The 20,508-nt window shown below is 63.8% G+C and carries 21 protein-coding genes and 1 pseudogene; 16 read left to right on the forward strand and 6 right to left on the reverse strand.

Features of this window, described 5'->3' with window-relative positions; translation table 11 throughout:
• Positions 1-225: 225 nt before the first annotated feature.
• Positions 226-357, forward strand: coding sequence for a hypothetical protein (locus tag ABNX08_RS36515; protein WP_367576155.1), 132 nt, complete (start codon positions 226-228; stop codon positions 355-357).
• Between the two features lie 266 nt (positions 358-623).
• Here the strand turns inward: ABNX08_RS36515 and ABNX08_RS36520 are convergent, their stop codons facing one another.
• A complete protein-coding gene (locus ABNX08_RS36520; protein ID WP_349604859.1) occupies positions 624-872 on the reverse strand; it encodes a hypothetical protein in 249 nt (82 codons plus the stop codon).
• Positions 873-1,015: 143 nt separating this feature from the next.
• Here ABNX08_RS36520 and ABNX08_RS36525 point away from each other — a divergent pair, with 143 nt between their 5' ends.
• The 3 genes from ABNX08_RS36525 to ABNX08_RS36535 all read left to right on the forward strand — a co-directional run bounded on the left by ABNX08_RS36525 (position 1,016) and on the right by ABNX08_RS36535 (position 3,998).
• The gene (locus ABNX08_RS36525; RefSeq protein WP_349604858.1) at positions 1,016-1,273 is read left to right on the forward strand and encodes a hypothetical protein; all 258 of its coding nucleotides are present in this window, start codon (positions 1,016-1,018) and stop codon (positions 1,271-1,273) included.
• Positions 1,274-1,535: 262 nt separating this feature from the next.
• Entirely contained in the window at positions 1,536-2,855 is a 1,320-nt protein-coding gene (locus tag ABNX08_RS36530) for an IS110 family transposase (protein WP_349604857.1), read from the forward strand.
• Between the two features lie 699 nt (positions 2,856-3,554).
• Positions 3,555-3,998: a PA2169 family four-helix-bundle protein gene (locus tag ABNX08_RS36535; RefSeq protein ID WP_349604855.1), complete on the forward strand. Its 444-nt coding sequence runs from the start codon at positions 3,555-3,557 to the stop codon at positions 3,996-3,998.
• Positions 3,999-4,187: 189 nt separating this feature from the next.
• Here ABNX08_RS36535 and argC read toward each other — a convergent pair whose 3' ends face one another.
• Complete coding sequence (argC, locus tag ABNX08_RS36540; RefSeq protein ID WP_349604854.1) at positions 4,188-5,141, reverse strand: N-acetyl-gamma-glutamyl-phosphate reductase; 954 nt, start codon at positions 5,139-5,141, stop codon at positions 4,188-4,190.
• A 200-nt stretch (positions 5,142-5,341) separates the two neighbouring features.
• Between argC and ABNX08_RS36545 the strand changes: the two genes are divergently transcribed.
• The gene (locus ABNX08_RS36545; RefSeq protein ID WP_349604853.1) at positions 5,342-6,226 is read left to right on the forward strand and encodes a LysR family transcriptional regulator; all 885 of its coding nucleotides are present in this window, start codon (positions 5,342-5,344) and stop codon (positions 6,224-6,226) included.
• Positions 6,227-6,765: 539 nt separating this feature from the next.
• Here ABNX08_RS36545 and ABNX08_RS36550 read toward each other — a convergent pair.
• Positions 6,766-7,530, reverse strand: a complete 765-nt coding sequence (locus ABNX08_RS36550) for an IclR family transcriptional regulator C-terminal domain-containing protein (protein ID WP_349604852.1) — start codon at positions 7,528-7,530, stop codon at positions 6,766-6,768.
• Positions 7,531-7,676: 146 nt separating this feature from the next.
• On the opposite strand from ABNX08_RS36550, the gene ABNX08_RS36555 reads away from it, so the two are divergent.
• The 10 genes and pseudogenes from ABNX08_RS36555 to ABNX08_RS36600 all read left to right on the forward strand — a co-directional run bounded on the left by ABNX08_RS36555 (position 7,677) and on the right by ABNX08_RS36600 (position 16,056).
• A complete protein-coding gene (locus ABNX08_RS36555; protein ID WP_349604851.1) occupies positions 7,677-8,687 on the forward strand; it encodes a tripartite tricarboxylate transporter substrate binding protein in 1,011 nt (336 codons plus the stop codon).
• Between the two features lies 1 nt (position 8,688).
• Positions 8,689-10,257, forward strand: coding sequence for an AMP-binding protein (locus ABNX08_RS36560; protein WP_349604850.1), 1,569 nt, complete (start codon positions 8,689-8,691; stop codon positions 10,255-10,257).
• A gap of 11 nt (positions 10,258-10,268) precedes the next feature.
• Positions 10,269-11,435, forward strand: a complete 1,167-nt coding sequence (locus ABNX08_RS36565) for a thiolase domain-containing protein (protein ID WP_349604848.1) — start codon at positions 10,269-10,271, stop codon at positions 11,433-11,435.
• A gap of 4 nt (positions 11,436-11,439) precedes the next feature.
• A complete protein-coding gene (locus ABNX08_RS36570; protein WP_349604846.1) occupies positions 11,440-11,844 on the forward strand; it encodes a Zn-ribbon domain-containing OB-fold protein in 405 nt (134 codons plus the stop codon).
• The gene (locus tag ABNX08_RS36575; RefSeq protein ID WP_349604845.1) at positions 11,841-12,617 is read left to right on the forward strand and encodes an SDR family NAD(P)-dependent oxidoreductase; all 777 of its coding nucleotides are present in this window, start codon (positions 11,841-11,843) and stop codon (positions 12,615-12,617) included. Before ABNX08_RS36570 ends, ABNX08_RS36575 begins: the two co-directional genes overlap by 4 nt.
• Before the next feature lie 15 nt (positions 12,618-12,632).
• A complete protein-coding gene (locus ABNX08_RS36580; RefSeq protein WP_349604844.1) occupies positions 12,633-13,451 on the forward strand; it encodes an SDR family oxidoreductase in 819 nt (272 codons plus the stop codon).
• A gap of 3 nt (positions 13,452-13,454) precedes the next feature.
• A complete protein-coding gene (locus tag ABNX08_RS36585; RefSeq protein ID WP_349604843.1) occupies positions 13,455-14,189 on the forward strand; it encodes an SDR family oxidoreductase in 735 nt (244 codons plus the stop codon).
• Positions 14,186-15,017, forward strand: a pseudogene (locus tag ABNX08_RS36590) (SDR family NAD(P)-dependent oxidoreductase). Before ABNX08_RS36585 ends, ABNX08_RS36590 begins: the two are co-directional and overlap by 4 nt.
• Positions 15,018-15,484: 467 nt before the next feature.
• Positions 15,485-15,754: a type II toxin-antitoxin system ParD family antitoxin gene (locus tag ABNX08_RS36595; protein ID WP_349604841.1), complete on the forward strand. Its 270-nt coding sequence runs from the start codon at positions 15,485-15,487 to the stop codon at positions 15,752-15,754.
• The gene (locus ABNX08_RS36600; protein WP_349604839.1) at positions 15,751-16,056 is read left to right on the forward strand and encodes a type II toxin-antitoxin system RelE/ParE family toxin; all 306 of its coding nucleotides are present in this window, start codon (positions 15,751-15,753) and stop codon (positions 16,054-16,056) included. Before ABNX08_RS36595 ends, ABNX08_RS36600 begins: the two co-directional genes overlap by 4 nt.
• Before the next feature lie 411 nt (positions 16,057-16,467).
• Here ABNX08_RS36600 and ABNX08_RS36605 read toward each other — a convergent pair whose 3' ends face one another.
• The 3 genes from ABNX08_RS36605 to ABNX08_RS36615 form a co-directional block, all read right to left on the reverse strand.
• Positions 16,468-16,926 (reverse strand): cupin domain-containing protein, encoded by a 459-nt coding sequence (locus ABNX08_RS36605; protein ID WP_349604838.1) that lies wholly within the window; start codon positions 16,924-16,926, stop codon positions 16,468-16,470.
• Between the two features lie 46 nt (positions 16,927-16,972).
• The gene (locus ABNX08_RS36610) at positions 16,973-17,323 is read right to left on the reverse strand and encodes a hypothetical protein (protein ID WP_374063795.1); all 351 of its coding nucleotides are present in this window, start codon (positions 17,321-17,323) and stop codon (positions 16,973-16,975) included.
• A 90-nt stretch (positions 17,324-17,413) separates the two neighbouring features.
• The gene (locus tag ABNX08_RS36615; protein ID WP_349604836.1) at positions 17,414-18,166 is read right to left on the reverse strand and encodes an SDR family oxidoreductase; all 753 of its coding nucleotides are present in this window, start codon (positions 18,164-18,166) and stop codon (positions 17,414-17,416) included.
• 188 nt (positions 18,167-18,354) lie between these two features.
• On the opposite strand from ABNX08_RS36615, the gene ABNX08_RS36620 reads away from it, so the two are divergent.
• Positions 18,355-19,884, forward strand: a complete 1,530-nt coding sequence (locus tag ABNX08_RS36620) for a PLP-dependent aminotransferase family protein (RefSeq protein ID WP_349604835.1) — start codon at positions 18,355-18,357, stop codon at positions 19,882-19,884.
• The last annotated feature ends 624 nt before the right edge of the window (positions 19,885-20,508 follow it).

The raw sequence follows: 20,508 nt of genomic DNA on the forward strand, positions 1-20,508 counted from the left end.
CTGTCGGGGAACGAACGAAATCGTGGAATGACGCACGGACAGTCGAGGCCTGAATGCCTCTCGCGGAATCCGATGTGCGCAGAATGGGGGGATTGTGAATAATACCAGCCGACGTTGTGCGGCGCAATATGCGGTGGCTACGGCTTCGTTGAGGAGACCGCGCCAAAGCGGGGGTGGACGACCGGACCTCTGCTGAGAGGCCAATGAGGCACCTACAATGCGCGCATGGCTTCCGATCCTGGGCCGGCGACCTCCGTCCTGCAACTTCGAATTGCTCTGAGCGGCTTGAGCCCGCCGGTCTGGCGGCGTTTGCTCATTCCTGAGCACGTCACGCTGGCTCGGCTCGGCCAACCATGAGCGGGCGGAGGCGATCCGCTGGATCAGGACCAGATGGCCGACTATGGGCTGACCATGGAGGAACTGGCAGCGGCGGGATGCTTGTCGCAGGCATGAAGCTGGCCCAAACTGAAGGACGCCCTCCTTCATATCTACAATCCGAAGTGTCAGCTTTGCATTCGGCTGAGCGAAACCGATGAGGGCCGCCGTCGGGTGGCGCCGAGACAGGTTTCTGTGAGGATATGTTGAAGGGGTGACGGTGGACGTCTAACGACGCGGCGACCCTCTCAGTCGGCCGTCGATGCGCTGGCGCTCGAAACGGCAGCAAAGTCGAAATGCGCTGCGGCATAGCTGGCATTGCACGCCCAGACTTCTTCGCCGTCTTTGTAAAAAGTGACCCATTTGCCATCGCTGACGCAGTGGGCGCCAGGGAAGACTTCGTCATGGCCGTTCGGACCTTCCAGCGGAAAGGGGGCGTGGGGTGTGGCCCAGTATTGGCCGCGCGGTAAGGGCGTGATCGTCTTTGGCATGCTCATCCGGCCCAGTGCGGTGTTACTGAAGGGCCCCGGCCTCGCTACGGCGAAACGGAGGCGGTGTCAATCGTGCAATGGCGTAGCACAGACTCGTGGCAGCTTCGTGTAGTCTCGCTACCATTCCCCTGCTATCCGGTAGGATTTCCATGGCACGATACCTTCCGACTTTGGCCCGGGCCTTCGGCGTCGGCGTCGGCGTCGGCGCCTTCATCGTGATCGTCGCCATCGTCTCCCGGCAAGTATATCTGCGCAGCGCCGCGGAGGCTGCCGACGCCGGCGCAGACGAGGAGCCTGCGACAATGATGTTGATACGCTGCGAGACGATGCACGAACGTCTGCAGAATAGGGACAGGTCGACTGCGGAGGCTGACGAGCGGCCACGCGCTCGTTGTAGGGAGTCCTGATTTCGGAGAACTTCTGAGCCTCCCAAGCCCATGCATGCGCCCGGCGTTCGTGAAGAAACGGTTCTGCCCTATAACGGGAACGGCAGCGCTGCGATGACCGACACACCAATGGTGGGAGCTATAGCGAGCCCGCTTGAGAGCATGGTCCGGGAATCGTCGCCGACAGTGGTGAGCGCAGCGATGCGCATCCCGTTCAGGAGATCGAGTCGATTCTCGACGCTTCCCATGGCGCTGCCGTTCACTGACGATCTTGGAGCAAGCCATGGCCATGCGCAAGCGAGACGACGACGTGGTGTTTCCCAATGCGGCGGGGATCGACGTGGGCGCGTCGAGCCACTGGGTCGCCGTGCCCCGCCATGCGACGGACGACCCGGTGCGCGAGTTCGGCGCGATGACCGACGACCTCAACGCGGTGGCCGACTGGCTGCTGGCGTGCGGCGTGGACACGGTCGCGCTGGAGTCGACCGGGGTCTACTGGATCCCCGTGTATGAAGTGCTGGAGCAGCACGGCTTGACGGTATGGCTGGTCGATGCGCGGCAGATGAAGTACGTGCCCGGACGCAAGAGCGATGTGCTCGACTGTCAGTGGCTGCAGAAGCTGATGAGCCTGGGGCTGCTGCGCGGCGCCTTCCGCCCCGACCACGAGGTCTGCGTGGTGCGCGCCGTCGTGCGTCAGCGCGAAGTGCTGCTCGGGGAGCAAGCTTGCTGGGTGCAGCGCATGCAAAAGGCGCTGGTGCAGATGAACCTTCAACTCACGGAGGTGCTCACCGACGTGATGGGTATGACCGGCCAGGCCATCATCCGCGACATCGTGGCCGGCCAGCGCGACCCGAAAGTGCTGGCCCGGCACCGCCACAGCCGCATCAAGGCCAGCGCCGAGGACATCATCAAGGCGCTGACGGGCAACTGGCGTGAGGAGCACCTGTTCGTACTGGCGCAGGCCCTGGCGATGTTTGACAGTCTGGCCCAGCGCATCATCGAGTGCGACGCGAAGATCGAGGCGCCACTGGGCTGTCACGAGGTCGAACTCCGGGGACCGGGCAAGCGGCGCGGCAAGAACACGCCCAGCTTCGACCTACGCACGGCGCTCGCACGCTGGGCGGGCGTGGATCTCACCCGCATCAACGGCGTGGCGGTCACCTCGGTGCTGACGGTGCTGTCGGAGATCGGGCCGGACCTGAGCCGCTTCGCCAACGTCAAGCACTTCTGCTCGTGGCTCGGGCTGTGCCCCGGCACCAAGATCAGCGGTGGCAAGGTCCTGTCGGCGCGCACGCGACGCTCGACCAACCGCGTTCGTCAGGCGCTCAAGCTCGCGGCCATGAGTCTGTCGCGCAACCGTTCGGCGCTGGGCGCCTTCTACCGGCGCCTGTGCGCGCGCATGGACAAGCCCCGCGCCAATACGGCCGTCGCGCACAAGCTCGCTCGCATGATCTACTTCATGCTCACGCGCGGTGAGGCCTTCGTCGACCAGGGTCAGCAGAAGTACGAGGAGCAGCAGCGCCAGCGCTCCAATGCCGCTTTGCGCCGCCGCGCCGCCGACCTCGGCTTCGCCATCACGCCTGCGACAGTGGCACCTGCATAGCGCCGGCCCTCATCTGTTTCTCAGGAGCCGGATTTCGATTGGGGGCACCATGCTTGCTCTCATGTGGCAGAAGGATGCCTGTCTATGGCCACCGATGAATGCCGACATCCGAATGACCGCTCATGACTGCTCACTGGACCTCACATAGGCGGGACCCGGATGCCCGCCTATTGGCCCACTCGGTCATTGAAGACTGGCGGCCGACTGCTCAAACTGGCCGGACTCGGACGGATGCCTGCCGCGAAACTGCGGCGGTCCCAGATCGACCCGTTGCAGCCATACAACTTGTCATGACCTCGGAGGCCAGTTTCTGGTTGGGCGGCCGTTCGCTGAGCGATCGCGCTTGGCACAAGCGATTCCGTTGCGGCCACGCTGGTGGTGTTCGGGGCAAGTTGCCAATGCGCAATCCCGCGCGTGCGCCCGGACTGGGGCAAAAGAAGGGATTCCATTGCCTGGGGCATGGTTTGTTCGGCAATAGCTGAAGTGCTTCTCCACTGGCACCCCCCTGGCCGACCCTGCTTCGCTTCTATACTGAGATTGCGACAGTGCGAGACTCGCGCTCGACGGTGGTGCACGCCAATAGCGGGAATCGAGACCTTGATCGTGGCCAATCCCACGTGAGCCAGCCCGGCACTACCCGCCCGGCGTGGATGTCCTCTTAGGTTCACATTTGCCTCGATTCGGGCAAGGAGATTTTCAATGGCCAACGCACAAGGACAACTCGTCTTCACCCTGAACCACCTGATCGAAGTCGGCAAGGACGGCGAACTCACTTGCATGACCGGCGCCCGTGAAGTGTACGACGCCGAGATGCGCAGCATCCTGACCGGCACCGCCGAAACCTGCCGCAATTCGGTGACCGAATTGCAGGCCCTGGTCAGCTCCCTGGGCGCGGTGCCGCGTGACCGTGGCTCCATGGCCGGCACGATGCATCGCGGCTGGATGGAGGTGATGCACATCATCGCGCCGCACAACGACGACGCGGTGCTGCAGTTGTGCGAGCGCGAGGAAGAGGCCGCCAGGCGCGAGTACCGCTCGGCGCTGACGAAAGACATGCCAGAGCAAATCCGCTCGGTGCTCCTGCGTCAGTACGAGGGCATGCAGAAGTATCACGAACGCATCCACGCCATGCGTGGCATGTAGATTCACTGACGCGCTGAATCACGCCTGATTGACCCGATCGCACCAGGCGGGCCGGAAGCCGACAAGCTGCCGGCCCGCTTCTTTTTTCGACGCCGAAGCTTGCGCCGCCTTAAGTAACGCGCCTGGAAGGCGACACGGTTGAACTCGGGCCTGTCCGGCTGCGACGACCGCCATTACCCTGGGTAGACGTCAGGCGGCCCGGCGAACCTCCGCCGCCACCCCCGCCAGCATGAGGTCGAGGTTCTGCACTGCCGCCCCCGAAGCACCCTTGCCGAGGTTGTCGAACACCGCTGCCAACAGCACCTGCCCGTGCTCGCGGTTGGCGAACACGCCCAGGCGCAGGTCGTTGGTGCCGTTCAGTGCCTGCGGGTCGAGGTGAGTGGCGGCGGCCGATTCGGCCAGCGGCATCACCTCGACATGGCGGGCGTCGGCGTAGTGGTCGAGCAGGCAGGCGTGCAGCCTGCCGACGTCCGTGCCGGATGCCAGCAGGTCCAACTCCAGCGCCACCGTCAGTACGATACCTTGCCGGAAGGCGCCGTAGGCCGGCACGAAGGCGGGGCGCCGTGCCAGGCCCGCGTGCTGCTGGATTTCAGGCGTGTGCTTGTGCGCCAGGTCCAGGCCATAGACCTGGAAGGGCAGGGCCCGGGTGGCCTCCGGTCCCTCGTAGGTATCGACGGCGGTGCGGCCGCCACCCGAATAGCCCGACACCGCGTGGATGGCGATGGGGTAGTCGTGCGGCAGCAGGCCGGCCTCCACCAAGGGGCGCAGCAGGCCGATCGCCCCGGTGGGATAGCAGCCCGGATTGCTGACGCGCAGCGCGCCCGTGATGCGCTGCGCCTGGCCGGCGGCCATCTCCGGAAAGCCATAGGTCCAGCCGGGCTGCGTGCGGTGTGCCGAACTGGCGTCGATCACACGCACCGCAGGGTTGACGATGGACGTCACCGCCTCGCGTGCGGCGGAGTCCGGCAGGCACAGGATGGCGATGTCGCAGCCGTTGATGGCGTCGGCGCGGGCGCGCGCATCTTTGCGCTGGCCGGCGGGCAGTGTCAGCAGGCGCAGATCGTCGCGTCCGCGGAGGCGTTCGTGGATCTGCAGGCCGGTGGTGCCCTGGTCGCCGTCGATGAAAACAAGAGGGTAGCGCATGGGATGGATCCTCGGAGGTGGCGTGAAAGTGGCGGCCCCGGCCCGTGCAGGATCAGCTCTGCGTTGGTGCGGCCGGTACAGGAAGCGCCATCTTGCGCTACCGGATAGAATCGAAAAAGTTGAATTTCATGACGATCAAATTCACGTTTCCTGAACGATATCCTCGTCAGCAGATACGCCCTTAACCGGAGTGCCGCCCCATGCGCGAGATCAGCCTGGACCGCCTGCGTACCCTCGTCGCCATCGCCGATCTGGGTTCCTTCGCCGAAGCTGCGCGCGCGTTGCACTTGGCTCCGCCCACCGTCAGCCTGCACATTGCCGAGCTGGAAGCCCGCGTCGGTGCGCAACTGCTGACGCGTAGGCGCGGCGAGGTGCGTCCGTCGTCCATTGGCGAGACACTGGTCGATCGCGCCCGCCGCCTGTTGGCCGATGCCGACCTTGCGCTGGACGACGTGCAGCGTCAGGTGCAGGGGTTGACCGGCCGCGTGCGCCTCGGCGCCTCGACCGGGGCCATCGCCCACCTGCTGCCGCAGGCGCTGGCCATGCTGGCGGAGCGGCATCCCGACATCGACGTGCAGGTGGCCGTGCTCACCTCGGAGGAGACGCTGGCGCGGCTGGCCGCCGGCACGCTGGAGGTCGGTCTGGTGGCACTGCCACAGGCGCGCGTGGCGGGGCTGACCATCCGCCCTTGGCGGCGCGATCCGGTACGGGCTTTCCTGCCAGCGAGTTGGCCCTGCCCGGCGCGCATCACGCCGGCCTGGCTGGCAACGCGCCCGCTGATCCTGAATGACGACACCACGCGCCTGTCGCGCCTGACCGCCGAGTGGTTCGCCAGCGGTGGCCACAGGCCAGCGCCGCGTATTCAGCTCAACTACAACGACGCCATCAAGAGCCTGGTGGCGGCCGGCTATGGCGCGGCCCTGCTGCCACACGAGGTCACCACGCCGGCGCCGGATGCGCGCGTAGTGATGCGGCCGCTGCGGCCGGCGTTGTGGCGGCGACTGGGGTTGGCGCACAGTGGGGAACGGGTAGAACGTGCCACGGAATACGTACTGGAGGCCCTGTGGGCGCTGCGGGCGGGGTAGCGCCGTTGGCCACACGTCGACCGGCGGCTGTGCGAGGCGCCCAGACCGGACCTTCCAGGGCGTTGCCCGGGGGCATCGTCCGCGCGGCCTGCGTTGCCAGCCATTGGCCTGCGCTATCGGTGCTGCGGCGCCGAGGGTAGGCGTGCAGCCAGCCTGACAAACTGCGCCGCTCCAGAACGTTGCGCCCGGGCGAAAGTAAGCCGCGGTCGCTGGTGGGTGGGCGCGCGGGCGTGCTACGTCGGTCCGAGCTCGCGAGAACGACAGCGTCCGTTCGGCGTCGTTGTTCCTAGCCAATCGGAATGTCGGATACCGCCCGATGAAAGAGGTGTGGCTCTTTCCGAGACTGCTAGCGTAAGGCGGTACCCGACCCGAATGGGTCATCGGTTGGGTCGGACCTGAATGACTGCTTTGGCATGAGATCATGCCATTCGGCGGAGAAGCAGCGCGAAAGTTCCGGCCCTTCTCAGCCGCCCTGCGTGGCGAGGGTGAACGGCTACATCGCGGAGTTACACGTGTCCAAGCGAACTTTGCGGATGCTCCTATAGCCCTGTCGGCAAAAACTTTGCGAGGGCGTCCTGAATAGTCTTGACGATGTAGCCTTGCCGCTTGCGCTGCATGCGCGCAAGCGGTGCGGCTACGCTGACGGCTGCCAGAGGCACCCCGCCGGCGGCCGGAATGGCAAAGCCAACGCCGAGGGTGTCAGTCGCTACATGGTTGCCAATAACGGACCATCCTCGCTCGCGCGTGGCTTTCAACAAGAGCTGCATGCGGTCAGGCGTCATCCCGCCATAACTGCCCAGTGTAGGGGCGTTGGCGGCAATGATTGCTGCGGCCTCGTGTTTGGGCAGAGAAGCCAGCAGCGCTAGTCCGGCAGCGCCAACCCCCAAAGGCTGGCGGCGGCCAACCTGCACGATCAACACCTGGACGGGAAACGTGCCGATCTGGCGGGCAATGCAGTGCGATTGCGCGCCATCGCGCACCACCGCAAATGCTGAGTCCTCGGTAATTTCGCTGATGTGCCGCAGCACCGGTTGCAGCCGCGTCGCGAGGTCGTTCACAGGCGCGCCGCCGGACACGTCCTGAATGCGCGGCCCAGGCACGTACCAGTACCTGTCCCGCTTCGCCACGTAGCCGGCGGTGATCAGCGTGCTCAACAACCGATAGACCGTAGCGCGTTCGAGCGTGCAAAGCCGCATGATTTCCATGACCCGGACGCCTTCTTGTGCGTGTTGCCGGACGCAGTTGAGCACTTCCAGGCCACGTTGTAGCGAACGATTGCCATCGTCGTTGTGCGTTGTCGTCACATTTCTCTATCTATCCGTTTGTCCGGCTAGCGGACATTGTAGCCTTCCCAGCGATCGAGATAAGCGGAAAACTTCATCCCAGCCGAGCCCGCACTGGTCACCTGGCCAGTGGAGCTCGACGGCACATCACTAGACTGGAGACAAGCATGACCATGGCAATGTTGCGCCTGCGGCGCACGCAGACCTCATGTGCCCTGATGCTGGCGTTAACGTTGGCGCTGGGCCCGACCTTGGCCAGCGCGCAGGGCACTGCGGCAGGCACCTATCCAAACCGGCCGGTCACCGTCATCGTGCCGTTTGCTGCCGGCGGCGGCACAGACATCGTGGCCCGCATGCTTGGCAATGAACTGGGCAAGCGCTGGAAGACCGGCGTCGTGGTGGAAAACAAGCCAGGCGCCAGCGGCCAGATCGGCAATGCGCTGGCGGCCCGTGCCAAGCCTGATGGCTACACGCTCCTGCTCTCCACCACTGCGCTGATCCAGGAGCCCGGTCTCTATAAGAAGCTGCCGTACACGGCGGTAAAGGACTTCACGCCGGTGGCCCAGGTGGCCACCTCTACCAACTTCCTCGTAGTGCCCGCATCGTCGCCGGCCAACACGCTCAAGGAATTCATCACCTATGCCAGGGGCCACCAAGGGCGCCTCAGCTATGGGTCGAACGGCAACGGCGGCTCCTCGCACCTGCACGGCTCACTGTTCAATTCGGTCAACAAGCTCGAGATGGTCCATGTACCGTTCGCGGGCTCCGCACCGTTGCTGACGGCGTTGCTGGGCCAACAGGTCGACGCTGCGTTCGTCGACATTTCGCCACTGCGCGCGCAGCTCAACAGCGGCAAGCTGAAGGTACTTGCCGGCACCGGGCCGAAGCGCTCGGCGCTGCTGCCGAATGTGCCGACTATGAGCGAGGAAGGCATCGCGGGCTTCGAGCCCGTGGGCTGGTTCGGCATGTTTGTGCCATCCGGTGTGCCCGCGCCCATCCGCAAGACGATTTCCGATGCGGTGGTGGATGCGCTGAAGACCCCTGAGATCGTCAAGCGATTCGAGGAACTGGGGCTGTCGCCCGCACAGGTGGCCCCCGATGCCTTTGCCGAACGCATGCGCGAAGACACCCCTAAATGGGAACAGATGATCAAGGCTGGAAACGTAACGGTGGAATGACATGCAACTCTCTCCTGAACTCACACACGGCGGCACGATTGCAGACCTCGTGATCTCCGCAATCGAGCGGTTTCCCGAGCGCACGGCGTTTGCCAACGACGATGCCACGGTCAGCTACGCGGCACTGGGCCAGCGCATCAGCCAAATCGCGCAGCACTTTGACAGCCTGGGCCTGAAGCCCGGCGACACAGTGGCCCAACTGGCGGTCAACCGGTTCGAGGTGTTTGCGATCGTCGCCGCGGTCTACATGCGCGGCTTGCGCTCAGTCATGCTGCACGCCATGGGCAGCGAGGCTGACCACGAATTTGTTCTCGATGATTGCGATGCCAGCGTGGTGATCGTTGATTCCTATCACCAGGCGCGCGGCCAGGCGCTGCGCAAACGCTGCGGCAAGGTGCGGGCCTGGATGTCGCTGGGTGGGATTTCAGGCTTCGATGCGCTGGAAGACGCGATGAAGGCCTACCGCCCGGCGCCACTCGTGGCCTATGGCGACTCGGAGCTCGTGGTTCGCGTGGCCTATACCGGGGGAACGACCGGCCGTCCCAAGGGCGTGATGCTGTCCAACCGCGCACTGGCGACCAACGTGGTGCTAGACCTGTCTGCCAAGGAATGGCCGGCCGACGTCAAGTACCTCTGCGTGGCGCCAATCTCGCATGGCGCCGGATCGCTGGTGGTGCCCACGCTGATGCGGGGTGGCTGCGTCACGCTCATGCAGGGCTTCTCCGCCGACGGCCTGATCGACACGATCAACAAATACGGCTGCAACGTGACCTGGCTGGTGCCTACCATGCTGTACGCGCTGCTGGATAGCGCGCGCGTGAAAGAGGTCGATTGGTCGAAGTTCCATTCGCTGATCTACAGCGCAGCGCCCACTTCGCCCTCGCGCATCCGGCAGGCGCTGGATCTTCTGGGCCCCATCCTGATCCAGAGCTACGGGCAGACAGAGTCGCCGAACTCGATTCTGATTTTGGGCAAGCACGATCATCCAGGCCTGAGCGACGCGCAACTGGCCTCGGCCGGGCGCCCATATCCGTTGATGCGCGTCTGCCTGCTCGATGCAGACGGTGCAGAGGTGCCGGCCGGCGAGCGCGGCGAGGTCTGCGTGCGCGGGCCGTTGCTGATGTCGGGCTACCTCAACAATCCGACGGAAACGGCATTGACGCTCAAGGACGGCTGGCTCCACACCGGCGATATTGCCTACAAGGACGCTGACGGCCTGTACTACATCGTCGACCGCAAGAAGGACATGATCATCTCGGGCGGGTTCAACGTGTATCCCAAGGAGATCGAGGACGCCATCTGCGCGCATCCGTCGGTGGCCTCGGCAGCCGTGATCGGCATTCCCGACGAAAAATGGGGTGAGTTGGTTATGGCCTATGTGCAACTGAAGGACGGCTGCCAGGTGTCGGAAGACGAGATTGCCGCAACGGTGCGCCAGGCCAAGGGCGCCGTGGCCACGCCCAAGCGGGTGGAAATTATCGACGCGTTGCCGCTCACACCGCTCGGCAAGATCGACAAGAAGGCGCTGCGGTCCCGCCACTGGAACGCCGACCAGCGATCTGTCCATTGAAGAGTCCTGCCATGAACGAAACCCAAGCCTATATCTGCGGCGCCTACGAGCACCCGACGCGGCACGCGCCGGACAAGTCCGTCGCCCAACTCCACGCCGAATGCGCCAAGGGGGCGCTGGCCGATGCGGGGCTCACGCTTGCCGATGTCGACGGCTATTTTTGCGCGGGCGATGTGCCGGGCGGCACGCCGCTGCTGATGGCCGACTACCTGAACCTGCGGTTGCGCTGGCTCGACAGCACCGAGCTTGGCGGATGCTCCTACATCTCTCTGGTGTCGCACGCCACCGCCGCCATCGCGGCGGGTAAGTGTTCGGTGGCACTGATCACCATGGCAGGGCGCCCGCGCAGCACCGGCCAGTCGGTAGGCATCAAACCACGCGCATTGAGCCCGGACCGGCCTGAAGCAGTCTGGGACAGCCCGAGCCAATGGACCATCGCCACGATTTACGGTATGGCAGCGCAGCGCCATATGCACGAGTTCGGCACTACGGCGGAGCAGATGGCGTGGGTCAAGGTGGCCGCATCGACCCATGCGCAGCACAACCCGCAGGCCTTCCTGCCGAAGCTTGTCACGGTAGAAGACGTATTGGGGTCGGGCGTCATTGCCGATCCGCTGCACAAGATGGACTGCTGCGTGGTCACCGACGGCGGCGGGGCGCTCGTAGTAACCAGCGCGGCCGTGGCGCGTTCGCTCAAGCGGCCCCTGGTCAAGGTGCTGGGCACCGGCGAAACCGTGCACACCAATCAGGGGGGCATGGTGGACTTGACCGTCACGGGCGCCACGAAGGCGGGCACGGAAGCCTTCGCACAGGCAGGGCTCGGGCCGAAGGACATCCAGTACGCGTCCATTTACGACAATTTCACCATCATGGTGATCCTGCAACTGGAAGACCTCGGCTTTTGCAAGAAGGGGCAGGGTGGCGCGTTCGTGGCCGACGGCAACCTGATCTCCGGCAAGGGCCAGTTGCCGTGGAACACCGACGGCGGCGGCCTGTGCAACAACCATCCGCAGAATCGCGGCGGCGTCACCAAAGTCATCGAGGCCGTCAGGCAATTGCGAGGCGAAGCCCACCCGAAGGTGCAGGTTCCGGACTGTTCCATCGCGATGGCAAGCGGGCCCGGCCTCGTGCTCGGCGGCGGCCATGCGTACTCCGCGCTGATTCTGGAAAGGGAGTGACAACATGACACAGAAATCGTTTCTGGAAGATCCGTACGTGGCCGCCAACCCCGAGAGCCTGCCATTCTGGCGCGCGGCCGAGGAAGGCGTGCTGCTTGGCAAGTCTTGCAGCGACTGCGGCAAGGTGCACTGGTACCCGCGCGAGATCTGCCCGTTCTGCGGCAGCGACCAGACGGAATGGAAGCCGCTCAGCGGGCGCGGCACAGTCTACGCGTTCTCCACGTTGCGGCGCGCCGCGCAGCCCTATACGGTGGCGTACGTGCAATTGGCGGAAGGCCCCACCATGCTGACCAACCTAGTCGAGATCGACGATGACGACATGCAGGTCGGCATGCTGGTCCGGGTGGTTTTCCGGCGCACCGACGAAGGCCGTAACGCCCCCAGCTTTACGGCGGAGGTGGCACGATGAATCAACCGTTCTCGAATACGTCAGCGCTCGTCACGGGCGGCGCCTCGGGCCTCGGCCTGGCCACGGCCACCGCATTGGTCAAGCGCGGCGCGCATGTCGTCATCCTGGACCTGCCGTCATCGCGCGGGGCCGAGGTGTGCTACCAACTCGGGGCGACCGCCTGCTTCGTCCCCGGCAATGTGCTGGACGAAGACGACGTGCACCGCGCCCTAACGCGAGCGGGCGACGCCGCGCCGTTTCGCTGGCTGGTGCATTGCGCCGGACGTGGCGCACCGGTCCGCGTGGTGGAGAAGGATGGCGCGCCCGGTTCCCTGTCCAGCTTTGCCGAAGTGATACAACTGAACGTCATTGGTACCTTCAATGTATTGCGCCTGGCGGCGGCGCAGATGGCACAGACCCCGCCTCACAACGAGAGCGGCGAACGCGGCGCGTGCGTGCTGACTGCGTCTGTCGCGGCTTTCGAGGGCCAGATCGGGCAGATACCCTATAGCGCCGGCAAGGCCGCCATCGTGGGCATGACGCTCGTGGCGGCGCGCGATCTTGCGCAACGCGGCATTCGCGTCAATACGATTGCGCCAGGGCTCTTCGATACGCCGCTGCTCGCTCGGGTGCCGGAGAAGGTGAAAGCGGGGCTGGCCGCATCCGTGCCGTTTCCCGCGAGGCTGGGGCAGCCCGGTGAGTTTGCGAAGCTGGCGATACAGTTGCTGGAGAACGAGATGCTGAACGGCGAGACTATCCGGCTGGATGGGGCCATCCGCATGCAGCCCCGCTAAGTGAGGGAGAGAGATATGGAAACAGGTTTCCCGATGCCGCTGCGCCTCGACGGTCGGCATGTGTTCGTTGCGGGTGGCGGTTCGGTCGGACCCGGTTGGAGCATCGGACGCGCTGCGTCGGTACTATACGCGCGGCTTGGCGCCAGCGTATCGGTCGCTGACCGCGACGAAGCCTCCGCCCGCGAGACATTGCGGCTGATCGAGGAGGAGGGCGGTCGCGCGGTTGCCCTTTTTGGTGACGTGACGCTCGAGCAGGATGTCGGGCGGCTCTTTGACGAGGCGCGCGATGCATTCGGGCCGGTGGACGTGCTGCACTACAACGTCGGCATCGGCAAGGTAGGTGGCGCCATGGAAACGAGCGCGGCCGACATGGCGCGCATAAACGGTACCAATGTCGGCGGCCTGCTGCTGTGCGTACAAGCGGTGCTTCCAGGCATGAAGGAGCGGCATCGCGGCGCAATCGTCGCCATCTCGTCCATCGCGGGTCATCGCTATCTCGGCTATTCCCACCTTGCGTATGGCGTGACGAAGGCCGCCACGGAGCAGTACATCCGCCTGGTAGCCCACGAATACGCGGCCGACGGCATCCGCGCCAACACAGTGGTGCCCGGATTGATCGACACCCCGCGGATTGCCAGCACAGTGGCAAAGATGTACGACGCGGAGGATTTCGATCGAGCCAGGCAGGAGCGTGCGCGTCAGGTGCCAGTGGGCCGCATGGGCACCCCATGGGACGTGTCTCACGCATGCGCTTTCCTCGTATCGGACGCCGCCGCCTACATCACCGGCACCGAGTTGATGGTCGACGGTGGTATCACCGGAAAATTCATCTGAGATATGGCAACACGGCACCAAGAGGGCACTGTGCTGGTGACTGGCGGCTCGAACGGCATCGGGCGGGCCACCGTCGAGCGGCTCCTTGTCGATGGCTATGATGTCATCAACATGGACATAGCGCGTCCCACCCAAGCGCTGCCACGCGAGACCTATGTGGAGGCGGATCTCGCAAATGAGGCTGCACTCCACGAGGCGCTGGTCAAGGCTACGTCTGGCCGGAGCATCACGCGCCTGGTGAACAACGCGGGTATTGTTCGGCCTGCCGCCATCGATCTGGTCACGACGTCGGATCTTCAGGCGGCGGTCGCGGTGAATCTAGCCGCCGTGATCGCCTGCGTGCAAGCGGTGCTGCCGGCCATGCGCGAGGCGAAGTTCGGCCGAATCGTCAATATCTCGAGCCGCGCCGCGCTGGGAAAGAGCGAACGCATTGCCTATTCGGCCACCAAGGCCGGCTTGCACGGACTGACGCGGACGCTGGCGCTGGAACTGGCCGCCGAAGGCATCACGGCAAACGCGATTGGACCGGGACCGATCGCCACCGAGTTGTTCCAGTGTGTCAATCCACCGGGTGCGCCCGCGACGACGCGCATCATCGACGCGATTCCCGTGCGCCGCATGGGTGACCCGGCAGAGGTGGCGCATATGGTGAGCGGACTGCTCGACGCGCGCGCCGGCTTCACGACCGGGCAGGTGATTTATGTATGCGGTGGAATGACAGTAGGACTGACAACATGACGACAACGGGAAAACTCGACAGCAAGGTGGCATTGATCACAGGTTCCGGTCGCGGCGTGTGGCAAGCGCTGGCGCTCAAGCTGGCCGGCAAAGGGGCGAGGCTGGTTATCAACGACCTGGACGCCGAACCTGCCCACGAGACCGTGGCGATGATAGAAGCGCGTGGCAGTCAGGCCGTCGCCTGCGTGGGTAGTGTCACGGCGCCTGACTTTGCTGAGCGGTTCATCGAGACGGCGATGGCCCGGTATGGTGGTATCGACATCATCGTCAACAATGCCGGCTATACGTGGGACAGCGTGATCCAGAAAATGACGGACGAGCAGTGGCAGGCCATGATCGATTGCCATCTGACCGCGCCGTTCCGCATTTTGCGCGCCGCCTACCCGGTGTTCAGCGCGCAAGCCAAGGCAGATCTGGCAGCCGGCCGGGAAAGTGTTGCGCAAGGTGGTAAACATCTCCTCCAATTCGGGGCTCAACGGTAACGTTGGCCAGGTCAACTACAGCGCGGCCAAAGCAGGGATGGTCGGTCTGACGAAAACCTTGGCCAAGGAATGGGGACGCCTGAAGGTCAACGTCAATTGCGTGGCCTTCGGGCTGGTTACTACGCGGCTGACCGAAGCGAACGCCAAGGCTGGCGCGACCGTGGATATCGAAGGGCGGAAGGTCCGGGTCGGCGTCAATCCCGAGTTGCTGAAGACGTTTACACAGCGCTGTCCGCTGGGTCGCCCTGGCACGGTCGAGGAAGCTGCCGGCGCCATGTATCTGTACTGTGCACCGGAGTCGGACTACATCACAGGGCAGGTGATTTCCGTGTCGGGCGGGGCATGACAACGCGAATTGAGGGCAGTGATTGACCAATTCAGTCGGCAGGTATGAGAATCGCCTCGTGGTCGGCTCGGCTGTCCGCAGCGCCTGACGCGCGAGCGGGGAGTTGTCACTTCTCGGCAAAATCGACTCCAAGCTCCCCCTATGCGGGAATGACCGAAACCAATCGGCTTCGGTCATCTGCCGCTTGCCCGTTGACTGATCCAAACTGGCTGCCGGATACTGCCGCTGCGCTCCCTCCAGACTCCCAAGCAGAGGTGAGCGCTGCGCGCGTGGCCAGGATTCACGTGACGCCGGCCTTGCCAGGGCGCGCAATAAGGTTCGATAACGTTCTGCTTATCGGCAACCCTGGGGGTGATTTTTATTCCACTTTTCGCGTTGCCATTTGATAACTATTATCAAGGACGGTACACTTCATTTCGTGACCGCCCGGACGCCATTGGGCCGGCCCCGTCTGAAGAGGAGCAAATATGATCAGTGCCGACCTTGGACAACAACTCGAGCGCTACGTGACCGAACTTGTCGCCTCGGGCCGCTATGGCTCTAAGAGCGAAGTACTGCGCGAAGGCGTGCGTCTGATTCAGGACCGCGAAGCGCAACTGATGGCGCTGGACGCGGCGCTCGCGCAAAGCCTGGCCGAGGCAGACGCGGGCCGCGGCACCGAAGCAGCCACCGTGTTCGACCGCCTTGAGGCCAAATATCGCGCCGCGGCAGGCAGAACGCCCGGGCACGGTGCATGATCGTCGTTCGCCTGACGCCGCTGGCCGAGGCCGAACTCGAAGCCATCGCCGACTACATTGCCCGCGACAACCCGCGCCGCGCGCTCTCCTTCGTGCAGGAGTTGCGCGACCGGTGCCTGTCGCTCGCAGACATGCCGTTTGCCTTCCCGCTGGTACCCCGCTATGAGGACCGAGGCATCCGGCACCGCGTACACGGCAACTACCAGATCTTCTACCGCGTGTTGGGCGATCCGCCTGCGCGAATCGACGTGCTGCACGTGCTGCACAGCGCCCGCAACTATGCCGCGCTGCTGTTCAACTGAGGCCGCCCGGCCTGAGTACGGCGAACATTTCCCTGTCGCCGGTAACTCGAAGAGGAGCATAGTCATGACTTCAGCAAAATGAATATGCCTCACATGTTGTGCTTCGCGGAGGCTTAGCCGAGAGAGGAATTGTCTACGCACTGCGTAGACATTTGAGGTCGCGTCAGCTTCGCTGACCGACGATTTAGGCAATAAGGTGGAGGGCGGTGCGCCATGATTGACTCTGCCTGGATCGCCCGAAGCGCATGCATGGAACGCAGCGAGAATTGACATAACGCCCGATCTAACCCGTTCGTTCGCCGCGGTCGTCCGGTGCCGCTTCTTCGGGCCGCAATGACGTACCAAAGCGTATCTTGGAGGCTCAGATCATCAAAGCCAAGTCAGATAGCTGGCTTGGCTACGCAGGCTGCCTTAACGCTTCAATGGTGTGGTTAGCACGGTCTCATTCGTGTCCACGACGAACACCGCAAGCAGCTTGGCGGGCTCGGTCTTGCTCGCGTTGGCGCTGACGTCGTGCCGGTCGCCAGGCATTTCGGTGAAGTTCTGCCCCTTCGTGAACGTGCGAAGTGGTCCGCCGTTGAGCTGGTTCAGCACGGCGCCTTCCAGCACTGTTGCGTAAATCATTGCCGACTTGGCGTGGGTATGCGCGGCGTTGACGCCGCCCGGCTCATACTCCACCAGTACGCCCTTGACACTCTTGCCCGGCAAGTTAGGGATTTCCTGCTGGTACACGAGCGTGACTTTCACGCCCGTGGAGGTGGTTGCCAATCCTTGCACTGGCACAGTTGCCTGATGGCCGGAATGGTCTTGGGCGAGGGCTGCCTGCAAGGGCAGGGCGGCCAAGATCATCGACGCGATAAGGAGCTTCATGTTGTGTCTCCGGTGGATGTAGGTATATCGCTCACAGTCGATATCATCAGACGGGTTGTTGGCATTGATACCAAGTGGCGTGTGTAGTCGTGCCAAGTCGAGCGTCGCCGAGGGGCACGAGGGACATCTCGCCGACGGTCCCCCCAAAGTACTTCGCTTCGGGGTCGCGAGCTACCCGGCGTGTGTCACCGCTCATAGCCATGTGGCAGCTGACAATGTCGTCGAACGGTTGACGCTCCGGACCGGCGATTTCGACGATGCCATTGACTGGAGCAGCCACGGCGAGCTCCGCGTGGAAAGTGGCAACATCGTCCGCGGCCGCGCGCTGCCGCCCGGTGGTCTTACTGCTGATCAACCCGGTTCCGCCGATGATCACAATCCTCTGGTTTGCTTGCATGACGTGCTCCACTCTTTGGGGGCTGCGATTGTGCAGGGCCGAGTGAATAGTAGATGAGGAAAAACCGTCATACCTTCCCGAATTTATGGCTTACTCCACATGAGCGCGCGCCAGCCACTGATCGAGACTGGTGCGGCCTATCCGCGCGTCGCCCAGCGGCACGAGCGACAGTTCCTCGACATGGCCGCCGTAATATCGCGCGTCGCGATCTGTCACGACGGTGCGCGCGTCGCCCACCGACTTCAGATAGCGCGAAACGATCTCCGCGAAGGACGCGCGGTCCGGTCCGGCGATGTCGATGGTGCCGTTTAGCGGCGCAGCGAGCGCGACCTGCGCAAGCGCCGCCGCGACGTCATCCGCAGCGATCGGCTGGAACATCCCGTCACCAATGCGCACAGTGCCGCCATCCGTGCCGTAATCCGCGATGCCGCCGATGAATTCCATGAACTGCGTGGCGCGCACGATCGTGTATGGCACACCGGCCGCGTCGATCACCGCTTCCTGTGCAACCTTGGCCGTGAAATACACGTTGTCCGGCATGCGGTCGGTACCGACGATCGACAGCGCGACGTGATGGCGCACGCCCGCGGCCACCTCGGCCTTGCCGAGATTGCGTGCCGAGGTGCGGAAGAAGTCGAGCACCGCCTGTGGCTCCCAAGACGGCGCATTCGTCACATCCACGACGACATCTGCATTCACCAGTGCATGGCTTAGGCCTTCGCCCGTTACCGTGTTGACACCGGTACGCGGCGATGCGGCTACTGCCGTATGGCCCGCCTCATTGAGCAGCGTGACAAGACGTGAGCCGATCAGGCCAGAACCACCGATTACAACGATCTGCATGGCAGATTCTCCATATGAGGGTAGAGGAACGCGCTGCGCACCTGGTGTGGCGGCATCACTTAAAGTGCCTGTCACCGTCGCATCGCATGAGGCCATTGTGGAACAATCATGCCCTATGGATAAGGGCCAAGAATTAACCATTTGACTAGTCCAAGTTCTTTCTGCACCCTTTTGCCCGCGAGACTGTCATGACGGTACGAAACCCCACGTTGGCCATTGAGATCGACCGCCAGAAGCCGTTGCCGATCTATCTGCAGATTTGCGAGCGTTTCAGAACGGCGATCGCGGCGGGACATCTTCGCCCGGGTGATCGGGTGCCGGCGTTGCGCGGCCTCGCCACGCAGTTGAATACGGCGCGAGGCACCGTCGAACTGGCCTATACGATCCTTGTCGACGAGGGCTACCTGCAGATGCGTGGCGCTGCCGGCACGTTTGTATCGCCTTCGCTATCGGAATCCCTGATGCAAGCGGCACCTGCAGGCGGCCGCCAGGATGCCCCTGACGCGCCGACCACTCAGGGTGCGGGCGCAGCGAAGACGCCAGACGCATCACCCAGCGACCAGCCGATGGCACGCCAGTCGGCGATCGCCGTCGCCCTGAGCGGCGAGCCGCGACCCTTGCAGCCAGGGCTGCCGGCGCTTGACGCATTTCCGCGCAAGATATGGAGTCGGCTCGTTTCGCGGCGTGCGCGCAGCGGCGAACGCACTTTGCTTGCCTACCCGGATCCGGTGGGTTATCTGCCGCTGCGCGAACATATCGCCACCTATCTTGGCCTGTCGCGTGGTGTCACATGTCTGCCCGATCAGGTGTTCATTACCAGTGGCTACCGCGCGACGCTCGAACTGGTATTGCGCAGTCTTGCGAGCCCCGGCGACCGCATGTGGTTCGAGGACCCCGGTTATCTGCTTGCGCGCAGCTTCCTGGCCGAGACCGGCGTGCAGCTCGTCCCGGTGCCCATCGATGAAGAAGGCATCGATGTCGAGCGCGGCATCGAACGGGACCCGGAGGCGCGCTTCGCGCTCGTCACGCCATCGCATCAGAGCCCCCTGGGGAACACGCTGTCGCTCGCAAGGCGCATGGCGTTGCTGAGTTGGGCAGAGACAGCGTCTCGCTGGATTATCGAAGACGACTATGACAGCGAGTTCCGCTACCTGGGCCGGCCCTTGCCGGCCTTGAAGAGCCTCGACCGGCATGACCGCGTGCTCTATTGCGGCACGTTCAGCAAGGTGATGTTCCCCGGTCTGCGGCTCGCGTACATGGTGGTGCCGGAGCGCGCGGTCGAGCGTGTTGGACGGGTGGCGTGCAGCATGAATGCCGGCGCGCCAACGCTGTTTCAGGCGGCGTTGGCAGATTTCATTGAACAGGGCCATTTTGCGCGGCATGTGAAGCGGATGCGCACGTTGTATGGACAGCGGCGCCTGTTGATTGCGCAAGCCTTGAAGCAGACGTTTGGCGAACGGCTGACCGTTGAATTGCCGCCCGGCGGAATCCAGTTCTCAGTGCAATTCGCCGAGGCTGCCCATGGTCCGGTCGATGATGTCGCCGTCGCCTCACGTGCCCGCCAGGCGGGACTTGCAGTGCTGCCGCTTTCGATCTGGTATGCGCACGGCCGTATGCGGGACACGCCGCGAGGCCTGGTGATGGGTTTCGCAAACATCAACGATGCGAACGAAGCGGGCCGTCTCGCGCGTACGTTACGGGCATGCCTTGATGGCTGACTTGCGCGCCATGTAGAGGGGTGGCCGGGATTCGCAAATATGTGAGGCTTCGCATATTTGCGAATCCCGGCCGGCCTTCTTTAACATCGGAAACGTAGAGGGCCACACAGAAGCATGGTGGCATGAAAATATACGTCGTGGCGTCATTACTGCAGGCTTTCATGACGAACCGGGTGACAAGGGAGGGAAAATCCTCAAGCGTCGCCCGTTATTTTTTTCGTCGGCTGACCTAGGGTGCGCAAGACCTCTACGGAAGATGTGCTCCCAACCCTAAGGTTGGGCATATTTTCTGGGGTAACGCGAGTGCCAGTGGTAAAACGTTGTGCATCCAACCATTGTCACGGCACAGAGCAGTCCAGACCACAGCCTCACCACGCGTTTGATTGTCTATTTATGCGACCTACTTGCTAGGGCCCGAGAAGGCTAGCAAGAATTCTAGAGGCAGCAAGCGCCCGAAGGTAGTGGCAGCATCGGACCCCGACCCGGGCGATTGCGGTCTACTGTGCGAACGACCGATGCTCGGCCCAAACTGCCCGGCTACGGCGGTTGCGCTGCCCCCATCTCTGGCGAGTCACGGTTTGCCGCAGCGCGCCGGGCCGGAATGGACGTGAGGCGCTGGCATTG

This window comes from Cupriavidus sp. DF5525 (assembly GCF_040149425.2).
Lineage (GTDB): Bacteria > Pseudomonadota > Gammaproteobacteria > Burkholderiales > Burkholderiaceae > Cupriavidus > Cupriavidus pickettii_A.